Raw genomic sequence first — 13994 nt, 5'->3', positions numbered from 1 at the left:
ACATTGGAAACCCGGGAAAAAGAATTTCTTTCATTGATTGAGCAGCATAAAGGCATCATTCATAAGATCACCAAAATGTATATGGACGATCGGGATGATCAGCAGGACCTGTTTCAGGAAATCGTATACCAGCTTTGGAAATCATATGCAGCTTTCAAGGGCGATAGTAAATTTTCTACCTGGATGTATCGTGTAGCACTTAATACGGCGATTATCTTTCTTAGGAAAGAGAAAAAGAAACTAGATACCAGTGGCGAATTTCCCGAAAATATAGCGCAGGAAGAAGATCAGCATAACGAAAAAGAAGCCAGGCTTAAGCATTTCTATCAGGCAGTACAACAGCTGGAGAAAGTCGAGAAAGCGATTATCTTTTATCATCTGGAAGACTATTCCTCCCGGGAAATCGGTGAAAGTCTGGGTATAACAGAAGGAAACGTCCGGGTAAAACTAAACCGGGCAAAAAACAAAATTAAAGAACTGATAAAACTACAAGGATATGAATTTTGATGATTTTAAAACAGCCTGGAATGATGAGCAGGCAGCAGATATAAAAGTACCGGCAACAATAGAGAAATTAAAAACTGCACATATGCCGGTGGAACAGTTAAGAAGGAAAATGCATGGAGAATTTTATGTGCAGGTGATCTCTGTGATATTGATAGCCTTTATACCACAACTTCTAAATTTCAGTCAGTCATTGTACTTACCATTTTACGGTATGTATGCCGTATTCTTCAGTTTGTGTGCATATTACCTGGCCAAGCTAATTATTTTTTACAAAACATTGGATGTAAGTACATTAAGCACTAAAGATAGTCTGTATGAAACCTATTATAATCTTAAACTGAATATTGAAGTGTATAAATCATTTACCTATTCGCTGTCACCTTTTGCCCTGATTTTTGGTGCATTAGTTATTTTAAATGCAGGCGATGGTAAACTGATGAAAATGATTGTGGAACATGGCCTGAAAGATACACAGGTAATATGGGCAACCACGACCTTTATCGTTGTGATGGTCTCAGTTACCATTATTACAGAACTATATGTCTCTAAACAGTACGGACGCTACGCCAGTCAGCTTAAAACGCTGATTGACGAGCTGAAAGAAGTATAAATTTATTTTAGCGCCTTCCGCTGACGCCTTTTCCAGAACAGATACCATTGCTTATTTGCAGGATAGGAGCGGTGGCTGGTTCTGTTATTAAAGAAAATCGCTACCATCAATAAGATTAATGCACCTGAAAGTACAGGACTTAAAACGTACCAGTAACCCAGGCTTAAAACCTTTTCGGAACCAATATTGGCCAGCAGTGCAGTAGCACCACCCGGAGGATGCAGTGTTTTGGTTATTTGCATCAGCACAATTGATAAAGAAACCGATAACGCAGAAGCAAGCCATATCTCCCCCGGAATCAGCTTGTGGACAGTAACCCCGACTATTGCACAGAGCACATGTCCTCCGATAAAGTTGCGCGGTTGAGCGAGCGGACTGTTAATAATTCCGAAAATCAGGACTGCTGACGCACCGAATGAAGCAATCAGAAATAAGTTGTCATTTGCCGTGAAGTGGTCGCTGTGCAGCAGACTCAACAGACCGATTCCGCAGAATGAGCCTAAGAAAGTCCATAGGTGCTCTTTGAAATCAATTAATGTTTCCTTGTACAGAATGTAACGTGCCTTCCTGGCATGCCGGCGTATTTTTGTTCTCATCTTCGTGTTGCAAAGAAACGAAATAAGGGTAGGATTATCCGCTGATCATCATCATTTTTCACCTTAACGGACACGAAAAATGTAATTGCTTTAACAAGCTTTCGAATATTATGCATATTATTGAGTAAACCATTCCTAAGCTAACCAAATGTATAATCCTGAATCCAACCCTTTTGATAGGGAACGCCTCTTGTTGTGCAAAATCGTTTTAGGTGATCAAAGAGCCTTCACTGAGCTTTTTCATCAGCATCATGCCATGGTTTACAATTTTGCTTTCAGGCTATTAAAATCTCAGGATAAAGCTACTGAAGTCGTACAGATTATCTTTATCCGAATCTGGCAGGGCAGGGAAAGATTGGGGGAAGTAGAAAATTTCGGCGCTTATCTGAACAGGGCAGTCAGGAATGAAAGTTATACCGCACTCCGTACTATCGCAAAGCAACGGATTAGGGAAACAGAGCTTTCCGGAGAAGACCCTGCGAGTGAAGTCAGCACCGATGATAGAATTCTCTACGATGAATCTGTGAACCGTCTCAATACCATTGTGAATATGCTTCCGCCACAAAGGAAACTGGTTTACCAGTTATGCCATGAACAAGGTTTGAAATATCAGGAAGTAGCCGACCGGCTCAATATTTCTTCAGGAACCGTGCATAAGCATATGAAGCTTGCCTTGCAAACTATCCGTTCAAACTTTGGTGTGGCAGAGCAGGGAATTTTATTATTACTCCTTTACCGTTACTGGTAAACACTCCCGGTAAAAAATATTTTCATTTCCATTACCCCTGTTTACTTTTTGCTGCGTCAGTAGTGTGAACCAAATTCAAACTATATGAACGCCGAAAGGAAAGATTACTATCCTCTTTTCAAAAAATACCTGGATCAGACTGCCTCTGAAGCAGAAATCCTGGAATTTATGCGGTTTGCTTCCGACCCGGCAAATGAACTCCTCATCCACCATTTTCTGGTTGCGATACAAGATGAACAATACTCAGGACACGGTTTAAGTGAAATTCAGCAGGAAGAAATACTGCAGGAAATCTTCAGATCCGACAGCAACAGTCCCACTTTCAATGGGAAAACTATAAAACTTAAACGCTTAATAATCGGGATAGCAGCACTGCTTATACTAGCCGGAGGTTATTTATCACTAACCAATACTCCTTCCAGAAAAAACATCAGCTTTCAGCAATATACAGGTACCGTGGAACCGGGAACTAATCAGGCAACCCTAACTGTGGAGAACGGTAAGATCATCACACTGACGGAACTGCCCGAAGGAGAGTTTCTCCGGAATCAGAACCTTAAAATAAGAAAGCAGCAGGGCGGATTACTGGTTTATGTTCCGGTTGATGCCAGGCAATCAGAGAGAAAGATACCCGCCATACATACTTTAAAGACACCTGCCGGCGGAAAGTTTCAGCTGCAGTTACCCGATGGAACACGCGTTTGGCTTAATGCATCTACAACATTCAGCTTCCCGAGTTCATTTGTTCCGGGAGAACCAAGAAAGGTCAGCTTAGAGGGTGAGGCTTATTTCGAGGTGGCTTCATCCACAGGAAAAGCAGGAAAAGTCCCGTTTATAGTTAGCACCCAAAATCAAGAAGTGGAAGTGCTGGGTACCCATTTCAACATTCAGGCCTACACAGAAAACGATAAAACTTTAACCACACTGGCAGAGGGGAGTATCAGGATTCACCAGCAGAATCAGTCTTCCCGTAAGATTCGTCCCGGGGAACAGGCCACTGTGGGAAGAGGGGCGGCCCGTCAGCAGATCGAAATACATCAGGTTGATACCAGTATGGCACTCGCCTGGAAGAACGGTCTTTTTAAATTTAAAAATGCAGGGATCAAGCAGGTAATGCAAGAATTCTCAAGATGGTATGCAATCGATGTTGCCTATGAAGGTAAAATACCCGATCTGAAGTTTAACGGGGAAGTTTACAGGGATATGAATGCTACACAGGCACTCAGGCTGCTGAGTATGGCTAGTATAAACTTCAGGGTCGTTCAGTCTGTGCGTAATCCGGAAATCAAACGAATTATTATAACCGGATCTAGATAAACCAAATAATAACCAAATATAAATTATGAAGAGAATAGACACAAAGCCGCGCTAAGGCCGGGCCAGGGTAGCCAAAAAAAAACCGGACAATGTTCGAGCATTGTCCGGGAGTATGATTTGAGCTAACCCATCCAGAAGGATAAAACAGTATTGCCTATTACCCCAAATCAACCAAAAGTAGGAAACCTTACCATAGCATACAATAGCCTTAAACAGCTATTAGTATCAGGTTCCCTGCGCCCAAACCCATTGTTTTCTATGAAAAACCAAGCTTTCAAGCCGGGTAAAATACGACACCCGACTTTATCGAAATTGCTACTGCTCATGAAATTAACCACTTTATTTCTGCTTTTTGGCCTGCTTCAGGTCAGCGCGGCAGTTCGTGCACAGCGGATCTCGATCCGGCAAAAAAATCAGCCGCTTTCGCTTGCGCTGGAAGCTATTAAACAACAAACCGGATATGTTTTTCTCAGCAACAGCTTTGACACAGAGAAAGAATCCATCACAGTAAATGTTAAAGATGCAGGCCTGGATCAGGCGCTGAAGGCATGCCTTGGTGACCTGCCCGTAGACTACCATATTGTAGACCGGACAATTGTGCTCACCTTACGAAAAACAATCCCGCAGATTTCCGCGCAGCAGATCCTGCGTGGAATTGTGAAAGATGAAAAAGGAGTCACTATTCCCGGAGCGGGTATTAAGATCAAAGGAACGCTGCAGACGACGACAACAGACATTAACGGTGCGTTCAGCATTGATGTACCCTCGCCCCAGGCGGTGCTGATTATCAGTTATGTCGGTTACCAGAGCCAGGAGATAGTCGCCGGAAACCAAAAAGCGCTCACAGTAAACCTGGTGCCATCAGAGAATGCGCTGGAAGAAGTTGCTGTCGTTGGTTTTGGCACTCAGCGTAAAGTATCCTTAACCGGAGCACAGTCCACTATTGATGCGAAAGAACTGAAACTACCCGTTGCCAGCATTACACAGTCACTGGCCGGCCGTATCGCTGGAGTTGTAGGTGTGCAACGCAGCGGCGAGCCGGGCAGGAGCACTGCTGACATCTGGATCCGCGGAATCTCTACCTTCGGTGGAAATTCCAGTGCACCTCTTATTCTGGTAGATGGAGTCGAGCGGTCTATCGATAATATCGATCCGGAAGACATTGAATCATTTACCGTCCTTAAAGATGCATCCGGTACCGCGGTTTATGGTGTCAGGGGTGCAAATGGTGTCATCATTGTAAAGACTAAAGTAGGGAAAGTCGGTAAGCCCTCTATTTTTCTCGATTATAATGAAGGCTTCAGTACGTTTACCAGAAGACCGCAGATGGCAGACGGCGTCACCTATATGAATATGGCTAATGAGGCCACAGCTGGCAGGGGAATGGATCCAAAGTTCTCGCAGGAACTGATTCAGAAGACCGCTTCAAGAGAAGATCCGCTGCTGTATCCCAATGTAGACTGGATGAAAGAAATCTTCAACAGGTTTAGCCGCAACCGCAGGGCCAACCTGAATGCAAGCGGAGGAGTCGATAATGCACAGTACTATGTTTCCCTTGCATATTATAATGAAGATGGATTCCTTAAAACTGATGACCTTTCCCAGTATAATTCCAAGCTGGATTATAAACGCTATAATTTCACGAGTAACCTTAACCTGAAGCTAACCGGAACTACTAAAATGGATCTCGGGCTACAGGGCTTTGCATCCAATGGAAACTATCCCGGTGAGAAGACAGAAGATATTTTTGGTTCGGCAATGGATATCTCACCCGTAGAATATCCGGTTATGTATCCAGGCAATTTCATTCCGGGTAAGGCTTCCAACGGTGGCTTCAGGAACCCGTATGCAGACCTGACACGCAGAGGATACAGGACTGAATTTGATAACCAGTTGTATACCAATTTAAGAGTAACGCAAGACCTCAATTTCCTGACCGAGGGCCTTACTGCGACAGCAATGGTTGCTTTTGATGTCAAGAATAATAACTCTATCAAAAGATCAAAACGCGAAAGCACGTATTTCCCCGATACCAATAAACCCTATAATGAAGATGGAAGCCTGAACCTGGTACAGACATTTAACAGCGGTGGAAATTATCTGAGTTATGAACCATCCCGTGGAGGAAACAGAAAATTTTATACAGAAGGAGCAGTTAATTACGATCGCGCTTTTGGTAAGCACCGCTTTGGAGGTTTAATGTTGGGTTATACGCAGGACTATACCAATCCATTTGCTGGAGACTTTACCTCGTCCATTCCCGAAAGATTCGTTGGTTTGGCTACCCGGGCTACTTATTCTTATGATGACCGCTATTTCGGAGAATTCAATTTCGGGTACAACGGCTCCGAACTTTTTGCGCCAGAGAATAGATTTGGCTCCTTTCCAGCATTAGGTCTGGGCTGGGTAGCGTCCAATGAGAAGTTTTTTGAAGGGCTCAAGAAATCGATATCCTTTCTGAAATTCCGGTACTCCATTGGTACTACAGGAATTGGTAAAATTGCCAATGGAGATCTCGTCGGGCGGCGATTTGCCTACCTCACCTTACTTTCCGATAATGCCCCCGGCTATCAGTTGGGCAAGAACTTCAATAACAGCGGTGGAATTAATATTACCGACTACGGCGTGGAGATCAGATGGGCAGAATCAAGAAAGCAAGATCTGGGCATGGAGATCAGGACCCTTAATGACAACTTATACATTATGGTTGACCTGTTCCGCGAGAAAAGAACCGGAATCTTTCTGCAGCGCCAGTCTGTTCCCAGCTTTATAGGTTTGGTAAACTCGCCTTATGGGAATTTGGGTGTAGTGGATAACAGAGGTATTGATGCCACTGTAGAATACAATGTTAAGCTAGGATCTGTCGATCTCGGCATTCGTGGAAATGTCACGTACAATAAAGATAAACTCGTTAATGATGACCGCCCTGAACAAGCCTATCCCTGGATGAGCCATATTGGTGATAATATCCTGTCCCGTTACGGTTATATCGCCGAAAAACTATTTGATAGCCAGGAAGAGATTGATGCAAGCGCTGTACCCGGATCAAAGCAGCTTATTAAACCAGGAGATATCAAATATCAGGATCTCAATGGCGATGGACTGATCAATGATTACGATAAAACCCGTATCGGCCGTGGTGACGTACCCAATCTGATTATAGGCTTTGGCTTCACTGCCTCCTATAAAGGCTTCGCTTTGAGTACCCTTTTCCAGTCTATGCATAATTCAGATATCATGTTGGGTGGCTCGGCTATTTTCCCTTTCAATGGCGGTGGCGGGCTGAGCAATGCCTATAGCAATATCACTAACCGCTGGACAGAAGAGAACCCCAGTCAGGACGTCTTCTATCCCAGACTGGCTTATGGAGAAGACCAGAACTTTAACAATACGCAGGCAAGCTCCTGGTGGGTGAAAGACAATAGTTTTATACGTTTAAAAACCGCACAGTTAAGTTATAACCTGCCGCCCCGTTTTTCCGAGAAACTGAGACTGAAAAATGCGGCTGTTTATTTAATCGGGACCAATCTGCTCACCTTCAGCAAATTTAAATTATGGGATCCCGAACTGCAGACCTCCAATGGAAATAAATATCCGCTGACTGCCAATGTATCCTTAGGACTCAACATTAAATTTTAAAACCGGAAAACATGAAAAATGCTATATATATCACTTCAATTCTCGTGCTGATTCAATTCAGTTCCTGTAAAAAAGGATTTCTGGATCAGGTACCGAATGACCGGCTTACGCTTGATGAAACTTTTGCCAACCGTCAGACCTCAGAGAAATTTTTGAATAACATTTATAATAATATCCCCGATGAATTCGGGCAGCGCAATCCCGGTGGAGACCGTAATGCAGGATTATGGACTGCCGGATCAGATGAAGCAGAGTTCCTTTGGGGAGGTGTGCAGTCCAACAGCATGAACATTGGGAACTGGGATGCCACTTCTGGTTTTGTAAACGATTACTGGCGTAATTATTACCGCGGAATCCGGTCAGCAACCTTTTTTATGGCCAATATTGACAAGGTGCCTCAGATGTCACAAATGCTGAAAGACCAATATCGTGCAGAGGCCAGAGCACTGCGCGCTATGTTTTACTTCTACCTCGTGCGCTTATATGGCCCGGTTATTCTCATGGGAGATGAGATCATCGAACCCGATGCGCCTGCCTCAGACGTGCAGCTCGCCAGAAGTTCTATGGATGAGTGCATCGCCTATATTACTAAAGAACTCGAAGAAGTAGCAGTGCAACTCCCGGTCACGCCGGCTAACGACGACAGCTACGGAAGAATTACACAAGGAATAGCACTGGCCTTCCGCGCACAGGCACTTTTGCTGAATGCCAGTCCATTATTTAACGGCAATGCAGACTTTGCAGCTTTGCAGAACCGCGATGGAAAACAATTAATTAATTCCAGCTTTGATGCCGGTAAATGGGCCGCAGCGGCAGCAGCTTATAAAGCCTTTATCAGTAAATACGTCCCCGGTACATACGACCTGTTCCGTAAGAATGATGCCGATGGCAAATATGACCCTTACCTTTCCTGCAGAGATGTGTTTTTAACAGACTGGAATAAAGAAGTGATTCTGGCCAGACCGGAATCTTCCCTTTCAGCCAGACAATATGAGATGACCCCTTACCATAGCGGATATGCGCGTGACTTTAAAGGTTCCGGAGCATTAGGGGCCACACAAGGACAGGTAGATGCCTTCTTTACGGCCAATGGAAGAGATATTAATGATGCAGGCTCCGGTTATCTCGCTACAGGATTTGCAGAAAAGCCAACTAAATATACTAAGGCCGGAATTTACAATCAGTGGGTAGGGCGCGAACCAAGGTTCTATGTAAATATCACCTATAATGGGAGTACCTGGTTAAACACTAACGAAGGCGAGATTACTACCGAATTATATAATACCGGTAATTCAGGTAAAGCAACCGGTGGAAACGACTATTGCCCCACAGGTTATGTTGTCAGAAAGGCTATGGGTCTGGGCAATTGGGATGTCAGCAGACGACCCGTTATTTTGTACAGGCTGGCTAATATATTTCTGGACTATGCCGAAGCTATAAACGAAGCAGAACCAGGAAGCAGTGAAGCTATCAAATATGTAAACCTGATTCGTGAACGTGCTGGCATTCCTACTTACGGATCTGCAGATTTACCGGCACCAGGCGGACAAAGCCAGGTGCGTGACGCGATTCGCAAAGAACGCCGCTCGGAACTAGCATTTGAAAATGTCCGCTTCTTTGATACCCGCAGATGGAAAATAGCAGAACAGACAGACAATGGACCGATGAAAGGACTGGATATTGGTAAAAACCTGCCCGGTTTCCTGAATGTGGTTACTTTCGAGACACGCGTGTTTACTAAAAGACATTACCTGTTTCCAATTCCTTCAAATGATGTCAACGTAGACTCAGAATTAATACAAAATCCCGGATGGTAACAAAGAAAGCAATATTATTACTGGCCATTGGCCTGAGCAGTGCCGGTCTTTCGGCACAGCAAAAAAACCTCGTTCAGTATGTTAACACTTTACAGGGCACCAATTCCACGCATGAGCTCACCAGGGGTAATACCTATCCGACGACGGCATTACCTTTTGGCATGAACACCTGGACACCACAGACCGGTAAAAATGGAGATGGCTGGAAATACCAGTACCACAAAAAAACGATCAGAGGTTTTCAGCAGGCACATCAATGCAGTTCGTGGTCAAGAGATTACGCTGTATTCTCCTTAATGCCCGTGCTGGACAGTCTGGTTGTAGACGAAGACAAGCGGGCAACTGCCTTCAGTCATGATCAGGAAACCGGAAAGCCCGATTATTACCAGGTTAAATTTGCGAACCAGCTCCAGACAGAGATCGCGCCTACAGAGAGAGGAGCTCATCTGCGCTTCAGCTATCCGAAAGGTAAAAAGAGTTTTCTCGTATTAGACGGTTATACTAATTTAAGCGGTGTGCAGATAGATGTCGCTAAGCGCACCATTACAGGTTATGTAAATAATGGCGAAGGATTTAAGGAAGGGTTCCGGAACTTCTTTGTGATGCGCTTTGATCAGCCTTTTAAAGCTTATGGTACTTGGGAGAATAAGCAAAATACCATTCAAACCGGTAATCTCAGCGCAGAAGGGAAAGGTAAAGGAGCGTACCTCGAGTTTAAACCCGGTCTGAAAGTACAGGTTAAAGTCGCCTCTTCCTATATCAGTCCGGAACAAGCTGTGCTTAATCTGGAAACTGAACTCGGAAACGATAAACAACTCGAAGATACCAGGCGAAAGGCCGCTGCGGTGTGGAACGCCTCATTAGGTAAAATCGAAGTAGAAGGAGGAACGAAAGAAGATAAGGAAACTTTTTATTCCTGTTTTTTCCGTGCAAGCCTGTTCTCCCGCAAATTCTATGAGCTGGATAAAGATGGGAAGCCCTATTATTTCAGCCCTTATGACGGCAAGGTACATGAAGGCTATATGTACACAGACACTGGGTTTTGGGATACCTTCAGGGCACAATTCCCGCTAAATACGATTATGCATCCCGAAATGCACGGACGCTATATGCAGGGACTTATTTCTGCCTGGGAACAGTGTGGCTGGCTGCCATCCTGGTCTTTCCCGAGTGAAGCCGGCAGTATGATCGGGAATCACGCAATTTCTCTGCTAACAGATGCCTGGGCAAAAGGCATCAGGACATTTGATCCGCAGCAAGCACTAAAAGCTTATTTACATGAAGCAACCAATAAAGGGCCATGGGGGCCTGCGAACGGACGGGATGGCTGGAAGGATTATTATCAGTTAGGTTATGTCCCTTATCCTGAAGTCCGCGAGGCGACTGCTAAAACGCTAGAATACAGTTATGACGATTTCTGCGGTTTTCAGCTTGCGGAGATGACCGGTCAGACATTTTACTCGGATATCTTCAAAAAAACAGTCTATAACTATAAAAATGTAATGGATCCTCAAACCAAATTTATGCGTGGGCGAGATCGTCAGGGGAAATGGAATGCCTCATTTGACCCCTATGAATGGGGTGGGCCTTTTACCGAAGGCAATGCCTGGCACTGGCAGTGGTCTGTATTTCATGACGTTCAGGGCCTTATCGACCTGATGGGCGGAGATGAAGCCTTTAATACCCGTATGGATTCCGTATTTACTGCACCAAATACAGTTAATGTGGGCAGTTACGGCGGTATGATTCATGAGATGACCGAAATGGTTATGGCAGATATGGGGCAGTATGCACACGGTAACCAGCCCATTCAGCATATGCCATATTTATACACTTACTCCGGTCAGCCCTGGAAAACACAGTATCAGGTCAGGAATATCATGTCCAAACTTTACAATGCCACCGAGAACGGTTATCCCGGAGATGAAGATCAGGGCCAGACCTCGTCCTGGTACGTATTGAGTGCATTAGGCTTTTACAGCGTCACGCCCGGAACAGATCAGTATGTTTTAGGCAGTCCGGCATTTAAAAAGATTACTATTAACTTAGAGAACGGTAAACAGTTTGTTATTCAGGCAGATGGAAATGATGCAGAACATGTATATATCAAATCTGCGACGCTGAATGGCAAACCTTATGCAGCTAACTACGTTAAACATAGCGATATTACCAATGGTGGTTTGCTCCGTTTGGAAATGTCTGCTTCGCCTGAGAAACAGCGAGGTACAAAACTCGCAGACCGGCCATTTTCGCTAAGTACAAAACCGTAAATCATATAAAAATTAAATTACAGATACTTCATGAGAAAGCTATTCCTTTTACTAACCTGCCTCATTCTGAGCAGCAGGCTTTCAGCTCAGCAGACAGACCGCGCACCAGCTTATCCGCTGATTACCCACCATTCCAATTTTAGTATCTGGTCTTTTACCGATCAGCTGAACGCTTCAGTAACCAAACACTGGACGGGGAAAGAGCAGGCATTGTCCGGTATCTTAAAAGTCGATAATAAATCCTACCGCTTCCTGGGTAAACAAACCTTACAATATGAGCCGCTGCTGAATCTGGATAAGACCCCAGACGCGGCTTTCCGTTATACCTTTGAGCATCAGGAGTCCGGCTGGTATACAAATGATTTTGATGATCAGGATTGGAATGCAGGCATAGCCCCCTTTGGAGATGACCCTGTCAAAGCTAAAACCAGCTGGGATATGGACGAAATCTATCTGCGTAAGACTATCGAAATTGCCGATGTTCCAGAGCAGGATCTATTTCTGAAAATCAGTCATGACGATAATATAATTGTCTACCTGAATGGCGAGCAGATCTTTAAGAAAGATGGGTGGGAAGATGATTATATCTATGTCCCCCTGAAAAAGTCTGTATTGAAAAAAGGAAAGAATTTACTGTCCATGCAGGTGAAAAATACTGCTGGCGGCAGACATATAGACGCCGCACTCGTAACCAGCATACCACAGAAAAGCGGCGAATTAATTGCAAGACAGACATCAGTCAAAGTAGAAGCTACCAGAACCATTTATAACTTTACCTGTGGTGGGGTTAACCTCGAAGTCACTTTTCTCTCGCCTTTATTACTAAACAGCCTGGAATTAACTGAGCGGCCGGTAAGTTATATCAATTATATGGTACGTGCTACCGATGGCAGAAAGCATCAGGTCAATGTCGTATTTACAGCTTCATCAGATCTGGCCGTGAATACGCCCGATCAGGCCGTGTCTGCCTGGAAAGGTAAAGCAACTGGCATCTCTTATCTGAAAACCGGTACTGTAGCACAGCCCATGCTTCAAAAGTCCGGGGACAATGTCAGGATAGACTGGGGTTACCTGTATGTAGCCGTTCCGGAAAAGTATAAGGCTGTACAGACCTTAAACAGTTTGCCGGCCGGTCAGCTGAAATTGCTGAACAAAAAATCGGTTAACCTAAATACCAATATCAATTTTGGCCTGATAGGTGTTGCTCCGGTCGAAAAACACATCATGCTCGGTTATGATGATATCAACCCAATTCAGTATTTCAAGCAGAATCTTAAGCCGCTCTGGAAGAAAAAGCCGGCACAGACTTTCATCACGCAGCTGCAGCTTGCAGAAAACCAGTATGAAAAGGTACGCGCGCAAAGCGTCGCTTTCGACAAGGAGCTTTATGCCAAAGCTGTGAAAGCAGGCGGAGAGAAATATGCCGCGATCTGTAAACTCGCATACAGACAAAGCATTGCTGCGCACCGTCTGGTTCGTTCCCCTCAGGGAGAATTGTTGTTTATGTCCAAAGAGAATTTTAGCAACGGATCCATTAATACGGTGGACATTACTTATCCCTCTGCACCGCAATACCTGTTATATAACCCCGATCTGCTAAAAGGAATGATGAACGGTATTTTCTACTATAGTGAAAGCGGTAAGTGGGCAAAACCATACCCTGCACATGATCTGGGTACCTATCCACTTGCGAATGGCCAGACTTACGGAGAAGATATGCCTGTAGAAGAAGCCGGTAATATGCTCATTTTAACTGCAGCGATTGCCAAAGCAGAAGGCAATGCCGCTTATGCAGAAAAACATTGGAAAATCTTAACAACCTGGACGGACTATCTCGTTAAAGAAGGCTTCGACCCCGATAACCAGCTTTGTACAGACGATTTCGCCGGTCACCTTGCACACAATACCAACCTTTCAATAAAAGCTATCGTTGCTATCGGCGGTTATGCACAGCTTGCCGAAAAATTAGGTAAGACAGCAGAAGCGGCCAAATACCGTCAGGCGGCGCAGGAAATGGCAGATAAATGGGTTAAACAAGCAGATGCAGGAGATCATTATGCCCTGGTATTTGATGATAAGAATACCTGGAGTCAGAAGTATAATCTGGTATGGGATAAATTATTGGGGTTAAATCTTTTCCCGAAGGAAGTATACAAAAAAGAAGTGGCCTGGTATCTGAAGAAGGGTAATAAATTCGGGATCCCGCTCGACAGCCGCAAGACCTATACAAAATCAGACTGGATCGTCTGGACAGCTACACTGACAGATGACCGGAAAGATTTTGAAAAGCTGGTTAACCCGGTTTACCGGTTCGCCACCGAAAGCGAAAGCCGTGTACCACTTAGTGACTGGTATGAGACTACTAATGGAGAAGTCATGAATTTCCGCGCCAGAAGTGTCGTGGGAGGGTTCTTTATCAAGATGCTTGCCGATAATTGGGGGGTTAAGTAAGCAGCAAAAAGGGCTTCCGGTTTTCCGGAAGCCCTTCAG

9 protein-coding genes are annotated in these 13994 nt (G+C 44.5%); 8 read left to right on the top strand and 1 reads right to left on the bottom strand.

Translation table 11 applies throughout. The annotated features are described in order from the left end of the window. Positions 1-3: 3 nt before the first annotated feature. Both BLR53_RS10935 and BLR53_RS10930 read left to right on the top strand, forming a co-directional pair. Positions 4-507: an RNA polymerase sigma factor gene (locus BLR53_RS10935; protein ID WP_037441830.1), complete on the top strand. Its 504-nt coding sequence runs from the start codon at positions 4-6 to the stop codon at positions 505-507. Beyond that, a complete protein-coding gene (locus tag BLR53_RS10930; RefSeq protein WP_074589609.1) occupies positions 497-1117 on the top strand; it encodes a hypothetical protein in 621 nt (206 codons plus the stop codon). Before BLR53_RS10935 ends, BLR53_RS10930 begins: the two co-directional genes overlap by 11 nt. 2 nt (positions 1118-1119) lie before the next feature. On the opposite strand, the gene BLR53_RS10925 is transcribed toward BLR53_RS10930, so the two are convergent. Further along, positions 1120-1713: an HPP family protein gene (locus BLR53_RS10925; RefSeq protein ID WP_037441824.1), complete on the bottom strand. Its 594-nt coding sequence runs from the start codon at positions 1711-1713 to the stop codon at positions 1120-1122. Positions 1714-1861: 148 nt separating this feature from the next. Between BLR53_RS10925 and BLR53_RS10920 the strand changes: the two genes are divergently transcribed. From BLR53_RS10920 to BLR53_RS10895, 6 genes are all read left to right on the top strand, one after another. Next, positions 1862-2461 (top strand): RNA polymerase sigma factor, encoded by a 600-nt coding sequence (locus BLR53_RS10920; RefSeq protein ID WP_074589606.1) that lies wholly within the window; start codon positions 1862-1864, stop codon positions 2459-2461. 84 nt (positions 2462-2545) lie between these two features. Next, a complete protein-coding gene (locus BLR53_RS10915; protein WP_074589604.1) occupies positions 2546-3778 on the top strand; it encodes a FecR family protein in 1233 nt (410 codons plus the stop codon). 258 nt (positions 3779-4036) lie between these two features. Next, complete coding sequence (locus BLR53_RS10910; RefSeq protein ID WP_083332055.1) at positions 4037-7417, top strand: SusC/RagA family TonB-linked outer membrane protein; 3381 nt, start codon at positions 4037-4039, stop codon at positions 7415-7417. A gap of 11 nt (positions 7418-7428) precedes the next feature. After that, positions 7429-9234, top strand: a complete 1806-nt coding sequence (locus BLR53_RS10905) for a RagB/SusD family nutrient uptake outer membrane protein (RefSeq protein ID WP_074589601.1) — start codon at positions 7429-7431, stop codon at positions 9232-9234. Beyond that, complete coding sequence (locus BLR53_RS10900; RefSeq protein ID WP_074589599.1) at positions 9228-11504, top strand: GH92 family glycosyl hydrolase; 2277 nt, start codon at positions 9228-9230, stop codon at positions 11502-11504. Before BLR53_RS10905 ends, BLR53_RS10900 begins: the two co-directional genes overlap by 7 nt. Positions 11505-11534: 30 nt before the next feature. Further along, positions 11535-13955, top strand: coding sequence for a glutaminase family protein (locus BLR53_RS10895; protein ID WP_074589596.1), 2421 nt, complete (start codon positions 11535-11537; stop codon positions 13953-13955). Positions 13956-13994: the final 39 nt, after the last annotated feature.

The sequence above is a fragment of the Pedobacter antarcticus genome, assembly GCF_900103515.1.
Classification (GTDB): Bacteria; Bacteroidota; Bacteroidia; order Sphingobacteriales; family Sphingobacteriaceae; genus Pedobacter; species Pedobacter antarcticus.
This window is presented reverse-complemented; position numbering and strand designations above follow the sequence as displayed.